Annotated in this window: 15 protein-coding genes; 6 read left to right on the top strand and 9 right to left on the bottom strand. The window is 65.2% G+C overall.

Translation table 11 applies throughout. The annotated features are described in order from the left end of the window. Positions 1-93 precede the first annotated feature (93 nt). From AAIO73_RS00235 to AAIO73_RS00225, 3 genes are all read right to left on the bottom strand, one after another. Positions 94-396: a hypothetical protein gene (locus AAIO73_RS00235; RefSeq protein ID WP_345875496.1), complete on the bottom strand. Its 303-nt coding sequence runs from the start codon at positions 394-396 to the stop codon at positions 94-96. A gap of 140 nt (positions 397-536) precedes the next feature. Continuing rightward, complete coding sequence (locus tag AAIO73_RS00230; RefSeq protein ID WP_345875495.1) at positions 537-2,393, bottom strand: ABC-F family ATP-binding cassette domain-containing protein; 1,857 nt, start codon at positions 2,391-2,393, stop codon at positions 537-539. Positions 2,394-2,630: 237 nt separating this feature from the next. Continuing rightward, on the bottom strand, positions 2,631-4,343 hold the full coding sequence (locus AAIO73_RS00225) for a class I adenylate-forming enzyme family protein (RefSeq protein WP_345875494.1): 1,713 nt from the start codon (positions 4,341-4,343) through the stop codon (positions 2,631-2,633). A 208-nt stretch (positions 4,344-4,551) separates the two neighbouring features. On the opposite strand from AAIO73_RS00225, the gene AAIO73_RS00220 reads away from it, so the two are divergent. Genes AAIO73_RS00220 through AAIO73_RS00205 form a run of 4 tightly spaced genes read left to right on the top strand, consistent with a single transcriptional unit; the run spans position 4,552 to position 9,769 of the window. Next, a complete protein-coding gene (locus AAIO73_RS00220; protein ID WP_345875493.1) occupies positions 4,552-6,576 on the top strand; it encodes a 3-hydroxyacyl-CoA dehydrogenase NAD-binding domain-containing protein in 2,025 nt (674 codons plus the stop codon). Continuing rightward, entirely contained in the window at positions 6,573-7,751 is a 1,179-nt protein-coding gene (locus AAIO73_RS00215; protein WP_345875492.1) for an acyl-CoA dehydrogenase family protein, read from the top strand. The genes AAIO73_RS00220 and AAIO73_RS00215 overlap by 4 nt, the downstream gene beginning before the upstream one ends. An 18-nt stretch (positions 7,752-7,769) precedes the next feature. Then, a complete protein-coding gene (locus AAIO73_RS00210; RefSeq protein ID WP_345875491.1) occupies positions 7,770-8,897 on the top strand; it encodes an acyl-CoA dehydrogenase family protein in 1,128 nt (375 codons plus the stop codon). Beyond that, positions 8,897-9,769: an acyl-CoA thioesterase gene (locus tag AAIO73_RS00205; protein WP_345875490.1), complete on the top strand. Its 873-nt coding sequence runs from the start codon at positions 8,897-8,899 to the stop codon at positions 9,767-9,769. Before AAIO73_RS00210 ends, AAIO73_RS00205 begins: the two co-directional genes overlap by 1 nt. A 6-nt stretch (positions 9,770-9,775) precedes the next feature. Here the strand turns inward: AAIO73_RS00205 and AAIO73_RS00200 are convergent, their stop codons facing one another. The 4 genes from AAIO73_RS00200 to AAIO73_RS00185 all read right to left on the bottom strand — a co-directional run bounded on the left by AAIO73_RS00200 (position 9,776) and on the right by AAIO73_RS00185 (position 13,952). Continuing rightward, positions 9,776-10,855: a catalase family protein gene (locus tag AAIO73_RS00200; protein ID WP_345875489.1), complete on the bottom strand. Its 1,080-nt coding sequence runs from the start codon at positions 10,853-10,855 to the stop codon at positions 9,776-9,778. 61 nt (positions 10,856-10,916) lie between these two features. Further along, a complete protein-coding gene (locus AAIO73_RS00195) occupies positions 10,917-11,711 on the bottom strand; it encodes an SDR family NAD(P)-dependent oxidoreductase (RefSeq protein ID WP_345875488.1) in 795 nt (264 codons plus the stop codon). Beyond that, complete coding sequence (locus AAIO73_RS00190; protein WP_345875487.1) at positions 11,711-12,718, bottom strand: phosphotransferase family protein; 1,008 nt, start codon at positions 12,716-12,718, stop codon at positions 11,711-11,713. The genes AAIO73_RS00195 and AAIO73_RS00190 overlap by 1 nt, the downstream gene beginning before the upstream one ends. Beyond that, the gene (locus AAIO73_RS00185) at positions 12,708-13,952 is read right to left on the bottom strand and encodes an acyl-CoA dehydrogenase family protein (protein ID WP_345875486.1); all 1,245 of its coding nucleotides are present in this window, start codon (positions 13,950-13,952) and stop codon (positions 12,708-12,710) included. The genes AAIO73_RS00190 and AAIO73_RS00185 overlap by 11 nt, the downstream gene beginning before the upstream one ends. Positions 13,953-14,084: 132 nt before the next feature. On the opposite strand from AAIO73_RS00185, the gene AAIO73_RS00180 reads away from it, so the two are divergent. Both AAIO73_RS00180 and AAIO73_RS00175 read left to right on the top strand, forming a co-directional pair. Continuing rightward, a complete protein-coding gene (locus AAIO73_RS00180; protein ID WP_345875485.1) occupies positions 14,085-15,302 on the top strand; it encodes a TetR/AcrR family transcriptional regulator in 1,218 nt (405 codons plus the stop codon). 178 nt (positions 15,303-15,480) lie between these two features. After that, the gene (locus AAIO73_RS00175; RefSeq protein WP_345875484.1) at positions 15,481-17,298 is read left to right on the top strand and encodes a S8 family serine peptidase; all 1,818 of its coding nucleotides are present in this window, start codon (positions 15,481-15,483) and stop codon (positions 17,296-17,298) included. 40 nt (positions 17,299-17,338) lie between these two features. Here AAIO73_RS00175 and AAIO73_RS00170 read toward each other — a convergent pair whose 3' ends face one another. Together AAIO73_RS00170 and dnaE are read right to left on the bottom strand one after the other, a co-directional pair. Continuing rightward, the gene (locus tag AAIO73_RS00170; RefSeq protein WP_345876285.1) at positions 17,339-18,913 is read right to left on the bottom strand and encodes a long-chain fatty acid--CoA ligase; all 1,575 of its coding nucleotides are present in this window, start codon (positions 18,911-18,913) and stop codon (positions 17,339-17,341) included. Between the two features lie 47 nt (positions 18,914-18,960). Continuing rightward, positions 18,961-22,548 (bottom strand): DNA polymerase III subunit alpha, encoded by a 3,588-nt coding sequence (gene dnaE, locus AAIO73_RS00165; protein WP_345875483.1) that lies wholly within the window; start codon positions 22,546-22,548, stop codon positions 18,961-18,963. Between the last annotated feature and the right edge of the window lie 29 nt (positions 22,549-22,577).

The following is a 22,577-nucleotide window of genomic DNA, read 5'->3' as shown; positions in this document are numbered from 1 at the left end:
GCTTGGCGCGAACCATTAAGAAAGAGGTGCTGGTCAATCCCGACAGCATGATCCCCTCCGACCGGTAAATGTCATTCTCGGCATCTACCAAATCTATCGACGTCTGCCGAACCCCATACGTTCACTGACGGCATCAAAGGCCGCCGGATATCCGATTACCATTGCAAGAAGGAGAGCAGCAACGCACGTCCCGAGCCATCCATACACAACGGTTTCGCTTTGCATGAAGGGCAGGTTACACAAAGCGAAGGCAAGAAATATTCCTACCCAACCGAAAGCAGCCAACGCTAAGCCGGCAACTACTCTTATCCGCCGACTGAACCTGTCGGAATACCAAAATATCAGTCCACCAACACCAATGATTGCAGTCGCGGCAATTAAATCCAGAATACTCACGAAGCACCCCATCGCGTAAACGCACAGGTGTCAACCTGCAGGCCAATGAACACGATAGAGCAAACTACCCTATCGTCGTCAAAGCCGATTGCCGCAAACGTCTGCCACGACGGAAAACGCATATCGAGGCGCGGGGCACATTACGCCGCCAAAGCCTCCAACGCCTCGTTCGCCTCCATCCACTTCGTCTCCGCCACCTCGATCTCGGTATCCAAACTCGCCCGCCGCTTCATCAACTGCGCCATGGTCAGCTTGGCCAGCGCCGGGATCGCATTCCCCGCCATCGCCGCGTCCAAAGCATCACGCTGCTCGGTCAGCCGCGCCAGATCGCGCTCGATCGCCTGCGCGCCCTTCTTCAGCACCTGCGCCTTTTCGCGCGCCTCCGCGGCGGCTTTGCGGTCGTTTTTCTTGTTGGCCTTGGCCGCCTTTTCCTTCGCCGAATTGCCGAGCACCAGCGCGATATAATCGTCGATCGTCCCGTCGAACTCCTTCGCGGTCCCTTCATCGACCAGAACCAGCCGATCCGCCGTCGCCTCCAACATATGCCGGTCGTGGCTGACCAGCAGCACGCAGCCGGTATAGGCGTTGAGCGCCTGCACCAACGCCTCGCGCGCATCGACGTCCAAGTGGTTGGTCGGCTCGTCGAGGATCAGCATATGCGGCGCGTCGCGCGTGATGAGCGCCAACGCCAGCCGCGCGCGTTCCCCACCCGACAGCTTGCCGACCAACGTCGTCGCCTTGTCCCCCGAAAACCCGAACCGCCCAAGCTGCGCGCGGACGGCAGCGGGCGACGCGCCTTTCATCTGCCGCGTCATATGCTCCAGCGGCGTGTCGTCGGTGCTCAGTTCCTCCACCTGGTACTGGGTGAAGTACCCGACCTTCATCTTGCCCGCGGCATTCATATCGCCGTCCATCGGCGCCAGCTGCGCCGCCAGCAGCCTCGCCAGCGTCGTCTTGCCGTTGCCGTTGCGCCCCAGCAGCGCGATGCGATCCTCGGGATCGATACGCAGGTTCAGCCGCTTCAGGATCGGCGTCTCGCCATAACCGACGCTCGCCATGTCGAGCGTGATGAGCGGTGGGCGCAGTTCGTCGGGATCGGGGAAGTCGAACGACAGGCTGGGGTCCTCTGCCATCGCCGCGATCGGCTTCATCTTGGCGAGGATCTTCAGCCGCGACTGCGCCTGCTTGGCGGTCGAGGCACGCGCCGAATTCTTGGCGACATATTCCTGCAGCTTGGCCCGCTGCGCCGCCTGGTTGGCGCGCGCCGCTTCCAGTTGCGCCAGCCGCTCGGCGCGCTGCTTCTCGAACGCGTCATATCCGCCCGGATACAGCGTGATCTTGCCCTGGTGCAGATGCAGGATATGGTCGACGACGTTGTTCAGGAAATCGCGCTCGTGGCTGACGACGACGATCGTCGCCTTGTAGCCTTTGAGGAAATCCTCCAGCCACATGACGGCTTCGAGGTCGAGGTGGTTCGACGGCTCGTCGAGCAGCAACACGTCGGGCTGGCTGAACAGCAGTGCCGCCAGCGCCACGCGCATCCGCCAGCCACCAGAATAGCTCTCCAGCGGCCGCTGCTGCATCTCCTCGTCGAACCCCAGCCCGACAAGAATGCGCGCCGCCCGCGCCGGCGCGCCGTACGCGTCGATCGCCAGCAGCCGCTCGTGAATATCGCCAAGCCGGTCGGGATCGGTCACCGTCTCTGCATCGTGCATCAGCTTGGCGCGCTCGACATCGGCTTCCAGGACCGTGTCGAACGGCGTCGCCTGTCCGGCCGGCGCTTCCTGCGCGACATAGCCGAGCCGGCTCCCACGCGGCATTTCCGCCGTGCCGGTGTCCGGCTCCAGCTGCCCGGCGATCACCCGCACCAGCGTCGACTTGCCCGCGCCATTGCGCCCGATCAGCCCGACGCGGCTGCTGGGCGGCAGCGCCGCGCTGGCATTGTCGAGGATCGTCCGCCCGCCCAGGCGCACCGTGATACCGTTCAGATTGAGCATGGCGGCGCGCCTAGCATTTTTCGCCGCGTTTGCGAAGAGCGCGGCAAGACCGCTTTCCTACAGCGCCGCTCCGCCGCATGCTCCGCCCCGGCCGCATAGCGCGCCCGCTCTTTGACAGGTTATTCTTGCAACGCTCCTTCACCCCTGACGAGCGCTGAAAAGGACGAGCGCCGCTTCGTGTGAAAGCGCTTTGCGAACCGATCGCATTACATGAGCGAAACGCCGGCAAGTGTGAACTTAGTGAACTTTGACCGCGTCAACCTCCGCAAACATTTGGCGTAGTTCGCTTTTTACGATCTTCCCATTGGCATTGCGTGGCAGCACCGTGTCGGAAAAGCGCACCGCCACCGGCACCTTGAACGCCGCCAGCCGGGCGCGAACGAAGTCCTGCAACTCGCCCTCGCTCGCGGCACAGCCGGGGCAAAGATGCACCACCGCCACCGGCACCTCGCCCAGCACCCGGTCGGGCACCCCGACCAGGGCCGCATCGGTAACCGCGGGGTGCGCGTACAGCACGTCCTCGACCTCGATCGAGTAGATATTCTCGCCGCCGCGGATGATGATGTCCTTGGCCCGGTCGACAATGTAGCAGAAGCCTTCATCGTCCAGCCGCGCCAGATCACCGGTGCGGACCCACCCGTCGACAAACGTCTCGGCGGTCGCTTCGGGGCAGTTCCAGTAGCCCTTCACGATCATCGGCCCGCGTGCCCACAGTTCGCCGACCTCTCCCGCCGGCAGTTCGCGCGTGCCGTCGGGCGACATGATCTGCAGATCGGCGACCGGCACCGGCGGACCGCAACTGGTCGGGCGGTTCAGATACTCCTCGGCACTATGCTGGGTGACGGTCGCCATTGTCTCGGTCATGCCCCAGCCATTGCCGGGCATTGCGCCGAACACCTCATAAATCCGCCGCACCAGATCGGGCGCGGACGGCGCACCGCCATATTGTACGACCTCCAGCGACGACAGGTCGTATCGCTCGCGATCGGGATGCTCCAGCAACTGCCACGCGATCGTCGGCACCCCGCCGGTCACCTGCACCCGCTCGCGCTCGATCAGCGCCAGCGCCTGTCCGGCGTCCCATTTGCGCATCAACACCAGTGTCGTCCCGCTGGCCATCGCCCCCATCAGCGACGCGCTGCACGCGGTGACGTGGAAGAAGGGGATGACCAGCAACCCGACCTTGGGCTGCGGCGCGGGCGGCGGCATCTCGCCTCGCCGCAACATCGCCCGTGCGGCGATATAGGCGCTGGAAAAGATGTTGGTGGCCAGATTGCGATGCGTGCCGAGCGCCCCCTTGGGCTTGCCGGTCGTACCGCTGGTGTAAAAGATCGTCGCATCGTCCTCAGGCGCGATCGCCACCGCGGGCAGCTCGACCTGCGCCAGCGTCGCATAGTCGGCACAACTGCCGATCACCTCCTCAAGCGCCCACGCCGGTGCCGCCAACGCTTCGCGCGCCCGCGCCACGATAACGCTCTCCAGCGCCGGCATGGCGGAATAGTCACCGCCCAACCGGTCATGCCGCTGTCGATCGACGATCAGCATCCGAGCGCCCGAGTCATTCACGCCGAACGCCAACTCCTGCGGGCTCCACCATGCGTTCAGCGGTACGCAGATCGCTCCGATCGCCACGATCGCGAAGAAGGCCACCGGCCATTCGGGCATGTTGCGCATCGCCAGCGCCACGCGGTCGCCCTTCCCGATGCCGCTATCCTGCAGATGCTTCGCCAGCGTCGCGATCGCGCGATACTGCGCCTCGTACGTTACCCGCTGGTCCTCATGGATCGTCGCCAGCCGCTCTCCATGGCTGCGCGAAAAGGCGACCAGTTGCGCGAGGTTCGCCGGCGCGTTCTTCCATATCCGCGTCGGCACGCCGCGGATCGTCTCGGTCATCATTTCGAACGGCGCACCCGGCGCGGTCAGCGCCGCCTGCACCTGCGCGATCGTCATGCGCGGCCAATCGGCCGCTACCGGAATTACCGCTTCGCCTGGCTGCAAGACACCGCTCCTGTTCGGCGACCCTAGAATATCGGGTTTGCCCGATCGGCCGTTACCATGCAGGTTGTTATTGATTATCCGACCGGCAAAGGCAATAGAATGCGCCGAACGCGCCCCGGTTTAGAAGGACCGGTATGGCAAAAGCTGGAGAAGGCCGAACATGTCCGTGAACACCGAACGTCATGGCGACATCCTGGTGGCGATGGCCGACAACCCGCCGGTCAATGCGTTGTCGGCTTCGGTCCGGCTGGGCTTGAAGGCCGCGATCGAGGAAGCCGCTGCGGACGACTCGGTAAGGGCCATCGTCATCGCCTGCGCGGGCAAGACCTTCTTCGCCGGGGCGGATATCACCGAATTCACCAAGCCGCCGGTCGAACCGCTCCTGCCGCAACTGGTCGACATGATCGAAGCGTCGGACAAGCCGGTTGTCGCCGCGATCCACGGCACGGCGCTGGGCGGCGGCTGCGAGGTCGCGATCGGCAGCCATTATCGCATCGCCGTCCCCAGCGCGAAGCTGGGCACGCCCGAGGTGAAGCTCGGCCTGCTTCCCGGTGCCGGCGGCACGCAGCGCCTGCCGCGCCTCGCCGGTGTCGCGGTCGCGCTCGAACTGGTCGCGAAGGGCGATCCGATCCCGGCGAGCAAGGCCAAGGACGCGGGCATCGTCGACCGGCTCGCCACCGAAGGCAATCTGCTGGAAGAAGCCGTCGCCTTCGCCCGCGAAGTCGCCGACATCCGCCCCCTGCCCCGCACGTCCGAAAAGTCGGTCACGCCCGACCCTGAGGCCGTCGTCGCCTTCGAAAAGGCCAATGCCCGCCGCTTCCGTGGCTATGAAGCCCCGGCCGCCAACATCGCCTGCGTCGTAAAGGCGAGCGAAACCCCCTTTGCCGAGGGGATCGAGTTCGAGCGGCAGCAATTCATGAAATTGATGTTCTCCGTCCAGTCGGCGGCGCAGCGGCATATCTTCTTCGCCGAACGCAAGGCATCGAAGATCGACGGGATCGCCGACGATATCGCGCTGCGGCCGATCGCCAAAGTCGGCGTGATCGGTGCGGGCACGATGGGCGGCGGTATCGCCATGAATTTCCTGTCGGCGGGCATCCCCGTGACCATCGTCGAGATGCAGCAGGAAGCACTCGACCGCGGCGTCGGCATCATCCGCAAGAATTACGAAGCGACCGCCGCCAAGGGGCGGATGAAGCCCGAACAGGTCGAGCAAGCGATGGGTCTGCTAACGCCAAGCCTGTCGCTGAACGACCTCGCCGACGTCGATCTGGTGATCGAGGCGGTTTATGAGGAGATGTCGGTCAAGCAGGACATTTTCGGCAAGCTCGACGCGATCTGCAAACCGGGCGCAATCCTCGCGTCGAACACCAGCTATTTGGACGTCAACGTCATCGCCGCGGCGACCAAGCGCCCGCAGGACGTGCTGGGCCTCCACTTCTTCTCGCCCGCCAACGTCATGAAGCTGCTCGAGATCGTGCGTGGCGACGCGACCGCCGACGACGTGCTGGCAACCGTGATGGCGCTGTCGAAGAAGATCCGCAAGGTCGCGGTGGTCGCCGGGGTCTGCCACGGCTTCATCGGCAACCGCATGCTCGAGCCGCGTCAGGTCGAGGCGATGAAGCTGTTGATGGAAGGCGCAACCCCCGAACAGGTCGACCGCGTCCATGTCGAATTCGGCATGCCGATGGGCCCGTTCCAGATGGCCGATCTGGCCGGCGTCGACATAGGCTGGCACCGCGATCCCTCGCGCATCGAAAATATTCGCGACGCCCTCGCCGCCGAGGGCCGCTGGGGTCAGAAGAAGGGCGCCGGCTTCTACGACTACGACGACAAGCGACAGGCTTCGAACAGCGCCCGCGTCGCCGAGATCATCGACGATTTCCGCGGCAAGACCAACACCCCGCAACGCGAGATCACCGACGAAGAGATTATCGAGCGCACCCTCTACCCGATCGTCAACGAAGGCGCGAAGATCCTCGCCGAAGGCAAGGCGCAGCGGGCGTCCGATATCGATGTCGTCTGGATCTATGGCTATGGTTGGCCGCCCTATCGCGGCGGGCCGATGTTCTGGGCCGATACCGAAGGCGCGGAGAAGATCGTTGCCGGTCTCGAAAAGCACGACTTCGACATTGCGCCGCTGCTGCGCGAGAAGGCGGAGACCGGCGGGCGGTTCAACAAATGAGCGACCTCGCCGCGTTCCGCGCCGACACCCGCGCATGGCTGGAGGCGAACTGCCCACCATCGATGCGTGAGCCGGTCCGCTCCGACAAGGATGTAACGTGGGGCGGGCGCAACCCGAGCTACGCCAACCCGGATCAAAAGCTGTGGCTCGATCGGATGGCGGCGCGCGGCTGGACCGTTCCCGATTGGCCGACAGCCTATGGCGGCGGCGGCCTGTCGCCGGCGGAAGCCAAGATTTTGCGCGAGGAAATGGCGGCAATAAACGCCCGCAACCCGCTCTATTCTTTTGGCATATCGATGCTCGGCCCGGCGCTGCTGAAATACGGGACCGAGGAACAGAAGCACGAGCACCTGCCCAAGATCGTGCGCGGCGAAATCCGCTGGTGTCAGGGCTATAGCGAACCCGGCGCCGGATCCGACCTTGCCGGGCTACAGACCAGTGCGGTCGCCGATGGCGACGACTTCATCGTCAACGGGCAGAAGGTGTGGACCAGCTATGCCGACAAGGCCGACTGGATCTTTTGCCTCGTCCGCACCGACCGCTCGACCAAGCAGGGCGGGATCAGCTTCCTGTTGTTCGACATGGCCTCGCCCGGCGTCACCATTCGCCCAATCAAACTGATCTCGGGCAACTCGCCCTTCTGCGAAACCTTTTTCGACGACGTCCGCGTGCCGAAGGCCAATCTGGTCGGCGAACTGAACAAGGGCTGGGACGTCGCCAAATATCTGCTCGGCCACGAACGCGAGATGATCTCGGGCATGGGATCGACCGGCAACGGCCCGTTGATCGCGAAGGCGATCGAGACGATCGGCACCGACGATGCCGGCCACCTCGCCGACCCGATGCTGCGGTCCGCCATCGCCACCTTCGACGTCCGCGCCCGCGCCTTTGCCGCCATGTCCGAACGCTTCCGTGACGAACTGAAGGCCGGCCGCGCCCATGCCGCGCAGCCCAGCATGATGAAATATGTCGGCACCGAACTGAACAAGACCCGTCACGAACTGCTGATGGCGGCGGGCGGTTCGGACGCGCTCGAATGGGAAAGCGCCGACAGCGATCATGGCGCGGCGGCGCGCGCGTGGCTCCGGACCAAGGCGAACTCGATTGAGGGTGGTACGTCCGAAATCCAGCTCAACATCATCGCCCGCCGCATCCTCGACCTACCGCTGCAATAATTGTCAGGAACACTATCCATGCCTTTGTTTCTGAACGAAGATCAGACGATGCTCGCCGACACCGCTCGCGAGTTTCTGGGTGAATCCGCCCCGGTCGCGCACCTGCGTAGCCTGCGCGATGCCGACGACCCGATCGGCTTCGATCGCGGCCTGTGGGCGAAGTTCGCCGAGATGGGCTTCACCGGCATGATGGTGCCCGAAAGCGCCGGCGGCCTTGGCCTCGGCCATGTCGAGGCGGGCATTGTGCTGGAGGAGATCGGCCGCAACCTGTCGCCTTCGCCCTTCCTCACTACCTCGGTAGCTGCCGTCGCCGCACTGACGGGGACGAGTGCCGGCGACCACTGGCTGCCGCGCATCGCTGCCGGCGAAACCATTGCAGCTCTCGCGATCGACGAGCGTGCCAAGCATGGCAGCGCGATCGCTATGCGCGCCGAACGCTCGGGCAACGGCTTCCGCCTGTCCGGCACCAAACAGTTCGTTGCCCATGGCCATGTCGCCGACCTGGTCCTGGTGGCCGCGCGCATCACCGGCAGTGCAGGCGATACCGAAGGCGTGACCCTGTTCGCGCTCGCCGCCGATATTCCCGGCCTGACCGCCGACCCCCGTCGCCTGACCGACAGCAGCATCGCCGCCCGACTGACGTTCGACAATGTCGAGGTAGATGGCGACGCGGTCGTCGGCAGCGTTGATGACGGCCGCGCCGTGCTCGACCGCCTGCTCACAGCGGCGCGGACCGGCGCAGCGGCGGAGTCGCTCGGCGTGGGAGAAGGCGCGACTACCCGTACGCTCGACTATCTCCGCCAGCGTAAGCAGTTCGGCCAGACGATCGGCAGCTTCCAGGCGCTGCAACACCGCGCCGCGCACCTCTATTCCGAACTGGAGGTCGCCCGCGCCGCCGTCCTGAAGGCGCAGCAACTGCTCGACGAAGGGGCGGCGGATGCCGACACCGCCGTCTCGGTCGCCAAGGCGATGGCCGGCATGGCGTCGATACTGGCGGTGCAGGAAGCGGTGCAGATGCATGGCGGCATCGGGATGACCGACGACGCCGATATCGGCTTCTTCATGAAACGCGCCCGCGTCCTGACCGAGATGTTCGGCGATGTCGGCTATCACAGCGACCGCATCGCTCGGATCGGGGGCTATTGATGGAGCCGACGCCCGCCGATCTGGTCGCGGGACTGGTTGCACTGCTCGATATCGACGAGATCGACACCGATCTGTATCGAGGCGCTCGGAATCCGGGTGGCGTCGGTCGCGTCTTTGGCGGGCAGGTGATCGGACAGGCGCTACAGGCGGCGCAACGCTCGACCGGCGGGGCCAAGATCGCCCATTCGCTGCACGCATATTTCCTCCGCCCCGGCGACGAGCAGCATCCGATCATCTATCGCGTTGTCCGCGACTTCGCCGGGCGCAGTTTCGCCAATGCCCGTGTGATCGCAATGCAGCGTGGACAGGCCATCCTCAACATGGCGGCGTCGTTCCAGTTGCCCGAGGACGGCATGGTGCATCAGGACGCGATGCCCGACGTGCCCCCGCCGGAGGCGCTGCGATCCGACCGGGAGTTGCGCGAAGCAATGCAGGACCGCATCCCGGACAAGTTCCGTCGCCTATTTCTGCGCGCCCGCCCGATCGAAATCCGGCCGGTCGAGGCCGACCATCTGGTCGATCCAAGCCCCCGCGCGCCGTTCCAGAATTGCTGGTTCCGCGCCGTCGCGCCGCTCGGCGACGATGCGACGCTGCACCGCGCAATCCTCGCCTATGCCAGCGACATGATGCTGCTGGGCACATGCATGCTCCCCCACGGCGTCCACTGGATGATGGATCAGGTCCAGACCGCCAGCCTCGACCATGCGCTATGGCTGCACGAGCCGTTCCGCGCCGACGACTGGCTGCTTTACACGACCGACAGCCCATGGGCCGGTCATGCGCGAGGCTTCAACCGTGGCCGCATCTTCGCGCGCGACGGGCGGCTGGTGGCGAGTGTCGCGCAGGAAGGACTGGTGCGGGTCCGGGGGTAGTCGCCCTCACCCCGGCTCGTGCAGCGGACAGCCGTTGAACCGCTCGCGATACTGAGCCGAATGGTCGTAGACCGGCTTCCGGACCCGGTTCACCCCGCCCAGCGGCTGATGCGCCGCCAGTCCGGTCCACACGCTGAACCGCAACCCTTCGTCGACCTCGGCTACCTTGTCCGCCGACCAACTGTCCTGCGGCTCGCAGCGCAGGGTTGCCACCGTCAAATACGGGCTGGCGTCCTCTGGCCACGGGGTCGCGGCGTCCTCAATGGGCTGCGCCTCGGGATCGCGCAGCAACTGCACGCGCACTTCCCACTCGCCTCGCAGCTTCGCCGCCGACGCTTGCAAGTCCTCGCGGATCGCGTCCGGTCGGCCGTTGGTATCCACGACCATATCGGTCAGCGCGGTCAGATCGGGCGATACCGGCACGACCTGATATTTCGCGACATAGGCACCATGCCGGAATGGCGTCGCCGAGAAATACGTCTCGCCCAGCGGATGGACGTTCTTCGACCCACCCATCGTCTTCAGCAAAGCGCTTTCGGTCCCGACCGCTTCCAGCGCCGCCTCGGCACCGCGCAGGACATAGGACAACGCCTTCTTCGCCCATTCCGCCTTGTCGGTGGTCTTTGCCAGCAGCTTCAGATTGCTGGCGAACTTCGCGGGCGTCGGCGCGGCAAAGGCGGGGGCGTTGACCATCACGAAATCCTGCGTGCGCCCGCCCGCACCGGGCAGGCGTTCGCCATCGACGTCCATCACCTTCCACGCGAGGCCACGCGGCAGGCCGATCGCATCGTCGAGGATATCGCCCGGATTGGTCGAAAAGCGCATCCAGACCGGATAGACACCCGGCGTGGCGAACAGCCCCTGCGCCAGCTCGGGCGGCAGGTCGTCATGTACGCTCAATTCCGCCTTCAATATGCCATGCGACTTAGCATGGACCGCCCGCACCGCCTTGCCATAATCCTTCGACGTGGTCGTCAGGATGGTGTCGAACGCCTGTTCCATCTCGGCGACCGTCTCCGCCTCGTCCGCTTGGAGGTGTTCGAGTGCGGCGGTGTAGCGCACCGGCGGTTTCAGCATGTCGGTCATGTGCGGGAACTCCTTCATCCTCGCACCGACAAGCATGGGAAACGGTATTCGTTCCGGACCGTTACACGGCGGTACGCCCATAGTCCTGGCGCGTGAATGGATGGCTGGATGACAGTCCGCCATCGACCACCCATGCCTGCCCGTTCACATAACTCGCCTCCCCCGAAGCGAGGAACAGGACGACACAAGCAATCTCCTCCGCCTCGCCACCGCGCCGCAGCGGGTTGAGGCGTCCGATCCGTGCTTCCTTCCCCGACTGGCGGGCATGGTCGTAAACCATGGCCGTCATGCCGGTCTCGATCAACCCCGGGCACACCGCATTCACCCGCACGTCCGATCCCGACAATTGCTGTGCGGCGGTCTGGACCAGATTGATGACCCCGGCCTTCGACGCCGAATAGGCCGCCCCGCCTGCGCCCGATCGCAGTCCGGCGACGCTCGCGGTACAGACGATCGCCCCGCCGCCCGCCGCCGCCATCACCGGGGCGGCATGACGGATGGCGAGGAACGGCCCGATCAGGTTGACGCGCAGGATTTCCGCCCAGTCCTCGGCGCTCTGCTCGAACAGCCCGGCCAGACCGCCCGAAATTCCGGCATTGGCATGAACGACATCGATTCCGCCGAACCGGTCGACCGCCAGCGCTACCGCCCGCGCGACATCCGCATCCGCCCCGGCATCCATCGAACAGGCGACGGCGCTACCGCCTGCAGCCTCGATCAGCGCGACGGTCGCGTCCGCCCCATCCCGATCGCCGCAGACCACCCCGGCACCTTCGCGCGCGAAAGCCAGTGCGCAGGCCCGCCCGATGCCGGATCCCGCGCCGGTGACCAGCACCGACTTTCCCGCAAACCGCATCACGCCCCCGCCTTTTCCGCAAAGCGCCACGCCGCCGCCGCAAGTTCGGGCACCCGCTCCGCCATCCTTGCCGCCTGCGCGCTCGACGCGTTGCCGTCGCGCACCCGCTGCTTGATCCCCTGCACGATCCCGGTCAGGCGGAAGAGATTGTACGCAAAATACCAGTCCAGCCCCGGCACGCCGTCGCGTCCGGTCGCCTCGCAATACCGCGTAACGACCGCATCCATCGTCGGAATGCCGCTATCGCCGCCGCTCAAACCCGCAATGCCCGACCGGCCATCGGCGGGCGTCATCCAGTTCATCAGCAGATAGGTGAAATCGGCCAGCGGATCGCCCAGCGTCGACAGCTCCCAGTCGAGCACCGCCGCCACCTGCGCCCCCTCCTCGGCAAAGATCAGGTTGTCGATCCGGTAGTCACCATGGACGATCGCCACCCGATCCTGCGGCGGCACCGTGCGCGGCAGCCACTCGATCAGCCGCTCGACATCCGCCAGATCGTCGGTCTGGCTGGCGCGATATTGTCGGGTCCAGCGCGCGACCTGCCGCTCGAAATAATTGCCTGGCTTGCCATAGTAGCCCAGGCCCACCTCCACCGGATCGATCGCGTGCAGCGCCGCCAGCGCATCGACCATCGCCTCGTAATGGGCGCGCCGTGCATCAGGGGACAGGTCGGGCATTGCCCCGTTCCAGATCGTCCGCCCCGCGACCCGCTCCATCAGGTAGAAGGGCGCGCCGATCACCGCCGCATCCTCGCACAGCCCGACCGGCCGCGGCACCGGATAGCCGGTCGGGTGCAGCGCCGCGATCAGGCGATATTCGCGTTCGATCGCATGGGCGCTCGGCAGCAGCACCCCGAACGGCTTTCGCCGCAGGACGTAGGAACAGGTCGGCAAATCGACCCGATAGGTCGGATTACTCTGCCCGCCCGGATAGCGCGTCACCGCGAGCGGCCGCTCACCCAACCATGTCGTCAGACGGTCGAGATCGAGGTCCACCTCACTGCCCACCGGACACTCGCGCAAACTCGGCCCGCGCGATCGCCCGGTTGTGGACCTCATCCGGCCCGTCGGCAAAGCGCAGCGTGCGGACCCCCGCCCACGCCGCCGCCAGCGGGAAGTCGTCCGACACCCCACCCCCGCCATGCGCCTGGATCGCATCGTCGAGGATCGCCAGCGCCATGGTCGGCGCCTGCACCTTGATCATCGCGATCTCGCCCTGCGCCGCCTTGTTCCCCGCGCGGTCCATCATGTCGGCGGCCTTCAGGCACAGCAGCCGCGTCATCTCGATATCGATCCGCGCCCGCGCCACCCGCTGTTCCCAGATCGAATGATCGGCGATCCGCTTCCCGAATGCGACGCGCGATTGCAGCCGCGTCGCCATCGCCTCCAGCGCCATTTCGGCCACCCCGATCGTGCGCATGCAATGGTGGATGCGCCCCGGTCCCAGCCGCCCCTGCGCGATCTCGAACCCCCGCCCCTCGCCCAGCAGCAGGTTGCCGGCCGGTACCCGGACCTTGTCCAGCACCACCTCGCCATGACCATGTGGAGCGTGATGATAGCCATAGACCGGCAGCATCCGCTCGATCCGCACCCCCGGCGTATCCATCGGCACCAGAATCATGCTCTGCTGCCGATGGCGCGGCGCGTCGAGGTCGGTCTTGCCCATCACGATCGCGACCTTGCAGCGCGGATCGCCGGTTCCCGACGACCACCATTTGCGCCCGTCGATCACATAGTCGTCGCCATCGCGCACGATCCGAGTCTCGATATTCGTCGCATCCGACGATGCCACTGCCGGCTCGGTCATCAGGAAGGCGGAGCGGATCGTGCCGTCCATCAACGGCCGCAGCCACGCCTCCTTCTGCGCCCGCGTGCCATAGCGATGCAGCACCTCCATATTGCCGGTGTCGGGTGCCGAGCAATTGAACACCTCGCTCGCCCAATGCCACCGCCCCATCGCCTCGGCGCACAGCGCGTATTCGAGGTTCGACAACTGGGTCCCTTCGAACGCGAAGGTCTCATCGACCATCGGCGCGCCCGAATGCGGCGGCATGAACAGGTTCCACAGCCCCGCCGCCCGCGCCCGTTCCTTCAGCGGCTCCAGCATCGCGACTGGTGCCCAGTGATCCCCGCTCGCGACTTCGCGATGATAGTGGTGGTCGGCCGGCGCGACATGCTCGGTCAGGAACGCGGCGATACGGTCGCGCCAATGGGCTTCGCGTTCGCTTAGCGAAAAGTCCAAAATCCGTCTCCCGCTGCAACCTGTTTTTGCCGGTCTATGCCATACCGCATATTCGGTAAAGCGCCGATGACGTCGCGTATCGGTAAGAAAATTGGACTTGGGCTCCACACCCGATCTGCTAGGGTCGCGTACATGACGACGACCGACGGGGCCACCAAACGCTATCGTGCCAAACGCGACGCCATCCTCGCGGCGGCAGCAGAGGCGATCAACGAAGCCAGTGCGAAGGGGATGACCTTCGCCGATGTCGCCCGTCGGGTCGGGCTGAACACCACCAGCGTCACCTATTATTTCAAGCGCAAGGAAGACCTTGCCGCCGCTGCGTTCGACCACACGCTCGCGTGGCTACAGGCGTCGCTCGACGAAGCCCTGCTCGAACGCTCTCCCGAGGCGCGCGTCGCCAAGTTCCTGTCGATCCATTTCGACCGCCAGCGCCGCATCGAAGCCGGCGAGGAACGCCCCGTCGCGATGCTCTCCGATCTGCGGGCGATGGAGGACCCGTTCAAGGCACGGCTGCTGTCCGGCTGGCGCGACGTCTTCCGCAAGACGCGGACCTTATGGGGCGATCCGCGCGACCGCATCGCGAAGGATATTCAGGGCGCCCGTGCGCACGTCCTGCTCGAAAACTGTTTCTGGCTGACCGTCTGGCTCGAACGCTACGAACCCGACCAATATGACCGGGTCGAGGCGCGGTTGATGGACGTGTTCCGCCATGGCCTTGCCGGCCCCGGCCAGCGCTGGACTCCCCGTCCGCTCGCGCCCGAGCAAGCCGATGCCGAACCGGCGCGCGACGCGTTCCTTCGCGCTGCCACCCGCCTTATCAACGAACTCGGCTATCGCGGCGCCTCAGTCCAGCGGATCGCCTCCGAGCTGAACGTGACGAAGGGGTCGTTCTACCACCATCTCGATGCCAAGGACGATCTGGTCATCGCCTGTTACCGCCGCAGCTTCGACACGATCGGCGCCGCACAGCGTGCCGCCGATCGCGACGGCGGCAGCCACTGGCAGCGCTTGTCGAGCACCCTCGCGATGCTGATCGATGCGCAGTTCACCGAACAGGGGCCGCTGCTGCGCACCACCGCCTTGTCCGGCCTGCCGACGACGGTGCGACAGGCGATGGTCGACCGCTCGAACCGAATCGCCCGCCGCTTCGCCGGCACGATCAGCGACGGCATCGCCGAAGGCTCGCTGCACCCCGTCGACCCATTGATCGCGGCGCAGGCGCTGATGGCATTGCAGAACGCGGCCTTCGACATGCGGGGCTGGGCCGCGACGATGCCGCGCGAACGGGCGGTTGGGTTCTACGCGTCGACGGTCATGACAGGCTTGTTTGCGGAGCCGATAGCTTGATGGCGCTCAATATCGTGGTGGCCGGCAAGTATCGCCAAGAAAGTCGATAGTCATCTGGACAAGATATCACTTCAGTGACAGCATTGTTTCTTCAACATTGCTGCCGGGGGGAGTGGCTATGTTCAAGCGAGCCCTATTATCTATCGCGTTACTGACGACAACCGCCACGGCGCAGTCGATGCCGACCGTTCCGCAGGACGCCGCACCGACCAAGCGCCCAGTGCGGACGCAAGACGATCTGCCGCGCCATCGCTATCCGGTAACGCCTTCGGCCGAAGCGCTGCTTTCGGCGGACGATGCTACTTTCAACGCATGGGCAGCACAGGTTTCCACCGATATCGACGCAACGCTGCGCGACTATGACATCCAAGACCGGGCGACGTTGCGCGAACTGCTGGGCCGGCGCCTGAACATCGAATTGCTAACCCATCGCAATGAAGCGGCACTTGCCACGATCGCGGCACTACGGGCGGCACAGGACAAACCCGACGCCAAACTGACCAGCGGCCTTCGCGCCGAAGCCATCGTTCGCGCCCGGATCGCAACCGGTCAGACGAGTGGCCCCGCGTTCGAACAGGCGTTCGCGAAGAACTATGCCGTGGCGCTCGACGCGCTGCCCTGGGCGATAACCGGCACGGCGCTGAAGGAAGACCGCCAGCGTGCGCAGCTCATGTCGCCGACGCTGGTCGATGGTTTCGTCCGAACCGATGTCGAACCGATCGTGACCCGGGAACGAGCGGTCAGTGACAAGCCGGCCGACGATCTCATCTGGGCGCGGATGATGCGGCAGGTCGATCTGCCCGTCCAGCCACTGACTATCACCGCGTTGGGAAAGGTCGTTGCCGCCAAGAATGTCGCAAAGCCCGACATATGGACGGCGCGCGAGGTAACGCTGACCCCGTCCGATCACCCGACCCCCATTGTGGTAGGCATTTGGGATTCGGGAACCGATGTCTCGCTGTTCCCGCAGCAGCTTTACACCGATCCACGGCCCAGACCGCCCGCCAACGCCCACGGCGTCGCGTTCGACATCGATGATAATCCCACCAATGGCACACTATACCCGCTGACGGCAGACCAGCAGCGCGTCTATGGTTCCGTCATCGCCGATTTTCAGGGGCTGAACGACCTCGAACAGGCGATCGACAGCCCGGCGGCGGACGCGGTTCGGCGTAAGATTTCGGGACTGCCCAGCGAGGCCGTACCGGCATTCCTCGAACAGATGAAATTCTACGGTCAATACATGCACGGCACCCACGTCGCCGGGATCGTCGCGCGGGGTAATCCCGCGGTCCGACTGGCCATCGCCCGACGCACCTTCGATTATCGCAACATCCCCGCCCCGCCGACCGACGCCAGCGTCGCGCGTGGCAACGCCGCCGCCCAGGCGACGATCAATTGGTTCCGGCAACACGGGGTGCGTGTCGTCAATATGAGCTGGGGCGGCACCGCCGGCGATTTCGAGAGCGACCTTGAAAAGAACGGCATCGGCAAGGACACGGCAGAGCGCAAAGCATTGGCGCGCCGGTATTTCGAGGCGAATCGAGACGGATTATACGCCGCGATCAAGGGTGCCCCGGAGATATTGTTCGTCGCCGCGGCGGGTAACTCCAATTCCGACAATGCGTTCGACGAGGCCATTCCGTCGTCCTTCGTCCTGCCGAACATGATTACCGTCAGCGCCGTCGATCGCGCCGGCGACGAAGCCAGCTTCACGACCTATGGCAGCAACGTCGCGGTCAGCGCCAACGGGTATCAGGTACAATCGCTGATCCCTGGCGGCACGACCCTGGAGAGTTCCGGTACATCGATGGCAGCGCCAAATGTCGCCAATCTCGCAGCCAAACTGATCGCACTCGATCCGAAACTGACTCCGGCGGCAACGATCAAGCTGATCCGGGACGGAGCGAGCGTCAGCGCGGATGGAAGACGTCACAATATCGATCCGAAGGCGTCGGTGGCGTTGCTCCGTACGCGACCGGCATTCGCCAAATAGCGTAACGATACCGGGCGGTCAGAAGGCCGCCCGGAAGCCGCTACCCCAAGACGTCCCGATATTCTTCCCGCAGCGCCGCCTTCTTCAACTTGCCCGTGGCGCTATGCGGCAGGACGTCGACGAAGATCACCCGATCCGGCAGCCACCATTTCGCGACCTTCGTCGCCAAATGCGCCAGCACGCCTTCCGCCGTCACCTCCGCCCCCGGCCGCTTGACCACCAGCAGCACCGGCCGTTCGTCCCAGCGCGGATGCGGAACGCCGATCGCCGCTGCCTCCGCGACGCCTGCACACCCGACCGCGGCGTTCTCCAGATCGACCGAACTGATCCATTCGCCGCCCGATTTGATGACGTCCTTCGCTCGGTCGGTGATCTGCATGGTCCCGTCGGGATGCAGCATCGCCACATCGCCAGTGTCGAACCAGCCGTCCGACGTCAGCGCATCCCCGCTTTCGTCGCGGAAATAGCGCTTCAGCACCCACGGTCCGCGCACCTGCAACCGGCCGGACGTCTCACCATCGCGCGGCAACACCGTGCCATCTTCATCGACGGTGCGCAGTTCGACGCCAAACGGCACCTTGCCTTGTCGACACACCTGATCAACCCGCTGGTCGAAACTCAGATCGTCCCAGTCCGCGCCCGGCGCGCCCATCGTCCCGATCGGCGACGTTTCGGTCATGCCCCAGGCGTGGTTGACCCGTACGCCCATCCGCATGATCCGTTCGATCATCGCGCGCGGCGCAGCGGAACCACCGATAGTCACGACCTTCAGATGCTCGGGACTTTGACCGGTCGCGTCCATATACTGGAACATCGCGAACCACACGGTCGGCACCCCCGCCGAATGCGTCACCCGTTCGCGGTTCATCAGATCGCACAGCACCGCCGGTTCGTTGACCGCCGAAAACACGATCTTCGCGCCCACCGCCGGCGCGGCGAACGGCAGTCCCCAGCCGACCGCATGGAACATCGGCACCACCGGCAGGCACACCGCGCGCTGCGACAGGTCGAACTCGTCGGGCTGCAATTCGGCAATGGCATGCAGCACGTTCGACCGGTGCGAATAGATCACGCCCTTCGGATCGCCGGTCGTGCCGCTGGTATAGCAGATCATGCAATGGTCGCGCTCGTCGCCTTCGACCCAGGCATAGTCGCCGGTTTCGGGCGCGGTCAGCGCAGCGAAGCCGTCCGGCCCATCGCCGTCCAACACGACGAAATGTTCGATGCCCGACAGGCGCGGCTTCATCCGCTCGACGATGGGCGCGAACACCGCGTCGTAGAGCAGCACCCGGTCGCCGGCATGGTCGGCGATATAGGCAAGCTGGTCGTCGAACAGCCGCGGATTGATCGTGTGGATGATCCCGCCCATTCCGATCACGCCGTACCATGCGATCAGGTGATGGGCATGGTTCATCGCCATCGTCGCCACTCGGTCACCCGGGCGGATGCCGAGCCGCTCCAGCGCCTGCGCCAGCCGGCGCGCATCGCGCGCGATCCCTGCCCAGTTCGTCCGCGTCTCGCTGCCGTTCGCCCAGCGGGTCACGATCTCCCGGCCGCCATGCTCGCGTTCGGCATGATCGAGTAAGCGGGGTACTCGAAGTTCGAAATCCTGCATTCCGCCCAGCACGCGCACTCTCCTTCGCGAACGGGGCTGTGCCGCCCCTATCCGACGGCGGCGATCGGTGGCTTCACCGTATCGAACGCCGCTTGCGCTACACCTTGCAGCCTGCCGACCCGTTCGGCAAGCTCGCCATCGATCCGGAAATCGCGACCCAGACATACCCGAGCTTCGATTCCGTCGATGGCAGGTACCGATACCCAGATTTCACCACGCCCGCCACGCTCGCCCATCACCAATCCCGCCAAGGCCGGATAGGCGGCAGCATCGTCGATGGTGAGGTCCAGCCGCAGCCGCACGTCGCGCGCGATCATATCGAACGGTTTGAGCGACTTGACGGTCGCCCGCGCGCTCTCGTCGCCCGCGCGGCGATCGAGTTCGAGCGTGAACAGGCCGCACCCGCCGACCTTGCCCGCCGCTTCCAGATCGTTCGCCGGTCCCTCGTCGAAACACGTCACCGGCACCTGTCCGGTCGCGTCGGACAGGGTCGCCATCATGTAGCGCTTGCCCCGCGCGGAGGTACGCCAGCGTGCATCCTCGACCAACGCCGCCACCGTCGCGCCGACTCGCCCGCCCTCGGGGACATGGGTATCGGCTAGATCCGCAATCTTGCGCGCGCCATGGGCGCTGGCGAGATGAGCGTAACGATCGAGTGGATGGGCAGAGAAATAGAAGCCGAACGCGTCCTTTTCCGCAGCGATCGCCTGTGTCAGCGACCAATGTACGTCGGGCATCCGGATCGCCGCCTCGACCGCGCCGCTCGCCTCGCCGAACAAGCCGCCCTGCCCGCTCGACCGGTTCGCCTCGGTCCGCTGCGCCGTCGCCATCAGCGCGTCGGCCAGCGCATGGACCCCGGCGCGGTCGAGCGCGATACAGTCGAACGCGCCCGCCGCCGCCAGCGTCTCGATCTGGCGCTTGTTCAAAAGCTTCGGGTCGACCCGCGTCGCGAAATCGTCGAGCGACTTGTACGGACCCTTCGCCGCGCGCTCCTCGACCATCAATTCCATCGCGCGCTCGCCAACGCCCTTCAGCGCCGACAGCGCATAGCGCACCGCAAGCCCGCTCTCGGTCTCCTCGACCCCGAAGGTCGCGTCGCTGGCGTTGATGCACGGCGGCAGGCACTCGATCCGCAGCCGTTTCATATCATCGACAAAAATTGCCAGCTTATCCGTCTGCGCATAATCGAACGCCATCGACGCCGCGAAGAATTCGTGCGGATGATGCGCCTTCAGCCAAGCGGTCTGATAGGCGAGCAACGCATAGGCCGCCGCGTGGCTCTTGTTGAAGCCGTAGCCCGCGAACTTGTCGATCAAGTCGAACAGTTCGTTGGCCTTGGCTGCCGGGATGCCGTTCACCTCGGCACAACCCTTCACGAAGATCGAGCGCTGCGCGTCCATCTCCGCCTTGACCTTCTTACCCATCGCGCGCCGCAGCATGTCGGCGCCGCCGAGCGAATAGCCGGCCAGGATCTGTGCGGCCTGCATCACCTGTTCCTGATAGACGAAGATCCCGTAGGTCTCCTTCAGGATCGGTTCGAGCAGGTCGTGTGGGTAGATCAACTCCTCGCGCCCCGCCTTTCTCGCGCCGAACGAAGGAATGTTGTCCATCGGCCCCGGCCGGTACAACGACACCAGCGCGATGATGTCGCCGAAATTGGTCGGGCGCACTGCGGTCAGCGTCCGCCGCATCCCTTCCGATTCCAGCTGGAACACGCCGACCGTGTCGCCACGCTTTAGCAGTTCGTAGGTCGCTTCGTCGTCCCAAAGCAGGCTGTCGAGATCGACCACGATCCCGCGCCGCGCCAACAATTCGACCGCGAATTTGAGGACCGAGAGTGTTTTCAGGCCCAGAAAGTCGAACTTCACCAGGCCTGCGCCTTCGACATATTTCATGTCGAACTGCGTGACCGGCATGTCGGAACGGGGATCGCGATACAGCGGCACCAACTGCGCCAGCGGCCGGTCACCGATCACCACGCCCGCCGCGTGAGTCGAGCTGTGCCGCGGCAACCCCTCCAGCTTCATGGCGAGGTCGAGCAGCCGCCGGACATCCTCTTCGCGCTCATATTGCTGGTTCAGTTCGGACACGCCGTTGATCGCGCGGTCCAGCGTCCAAGGATCGGTCGGGTGGTTCGGCACCAGCTTGGCAAGGCGATCGACCTGACCATAGCTCATCTGCAACACGCGACCGGTGTCCTTGAGCACCGCGCGTGCCTTCAGTTTCCCGAAGGTGATGATCTGCGCCACCTGATCGCGGCCATATTTCTGCTGAACGTAGCGGATGACCTCGCCACGTCGGGTTTCGCAGAAGTCGATGTCGAAGTCGGGCATCGACACGCGTTCCGGGTTCAGGAAGCGCTCGAACAGTAACCCGAGCTTGATCGGGTCGAGATCGGTGATGGTCAGCGCCCAGGCGACCGCCGAGCCTGCACCCGAACCACGGCCAGGTCCGACCGGAATATCGTGATCCTTCGCCCACTTAATGAAGTCGGCGACGATCAGGAAATAGCCTGGAAACCCCATCTGGCAGATGACGTCGAGTTCGAAGTCGAGCCGTTGGAAATAGTCGGGGAAGCGCGCGACCAGTTCATCCTCGGACAATTCCGGCACCTCGCCGGTCGCAGCGGGCGGCGGCGTGTCCTCCCACGGCGCAGGCGCCTCGACCGCTACCTCGGCGGTCACCATGCCCTCCTCCAGCGCGACGATCTTGCGAAGCCGGTCGACCAGGCCGGCGCGCGAATCGACGCGCAGCTTCAGCGCCTCGCCCTCGCGATCGCCGGCAAGGCTGGGCAGGATCGGCTTGCGCTTGGGCGCGGCCACCGCGCAACGCTGCGCGACGACCAGCGTGTTGGCCAGCGCTTCGGGCAGGTCGGCGAACATCTGCTCCATCACCGGCGCGGGTTTCAGCCATGCCTGGGGCGACGAACGCTGGCGATCCTCGCTGGCAACATAGCTGGACGATGCGATGCACAGCATGGCGTCGTGCGCGTCGTGGAAGTCGGCATCGGCAAAACAGCACGGATTGGTCGCTACCAGTGGCAGGTCGCGGGCATAAGCGAGGTCGAGCAAATGCGGTTCCGCCTTGGCCTCGATCGCATCGTCGCGTCGCGCGATCTCGACATAGAGCCGATCGCCGAACAGCGCCTGCAACCGGTCGGCATAGGCCGCGGCCTCATCCTCGCGCCCCGCCGCGAACAGCCGCGCCAGCGCGCCATCGCCTGCTCCGGTTAGCGCGACCAGCCCTTCGCTGCGCCCAACCAGAGCATCGATCGGCACATGCGCCGGAATCTCAACGGGTCGGTCGAGATGCGCCATGGAAACCAGCGCACATAGATTGTCGTAGCCGCGCGCGTCTTGGGCATAAAGCGGCAGCCAGTCGATCTCCGGCTCGACGCCCTCCGCGCCGCCCGGGCGCGCGACGGCCAGCAACGTGCCGACCACCGGCTGCACGCCCTGATCCTTGCACGCATCCGAAAACGCCATTGCCGCGTACAGCCCGTTGCGATCGGACAAGCCGGCGGCGGGAAATCCCAGTTTTCGCGCAACCTTGGCAATCGCCTTCGGATCGATCGCCCCTTCCAGCATGGTGAAGGAGGAGAAGATACGAAGCGGTACGAACCCGGAATGCGCCATCCGATGGACCTAACCATCCGGCCGTGATT

This window comes from Sphingomonas epibiotica (genome assembly GCF_039615155.1).
Taxonomy (GTDB): domain Bacteria; phylum Pseudomonadota; class Alphaproteobacteria; order Sphingomonadales; family Sphingomonadaceae; genus Sphingomonas.
The sequence above is the reverse complement of the archived record's forward strand: the minus strand, read 5'-3'. Positions and strand labels throughout refer to the sequence as shown.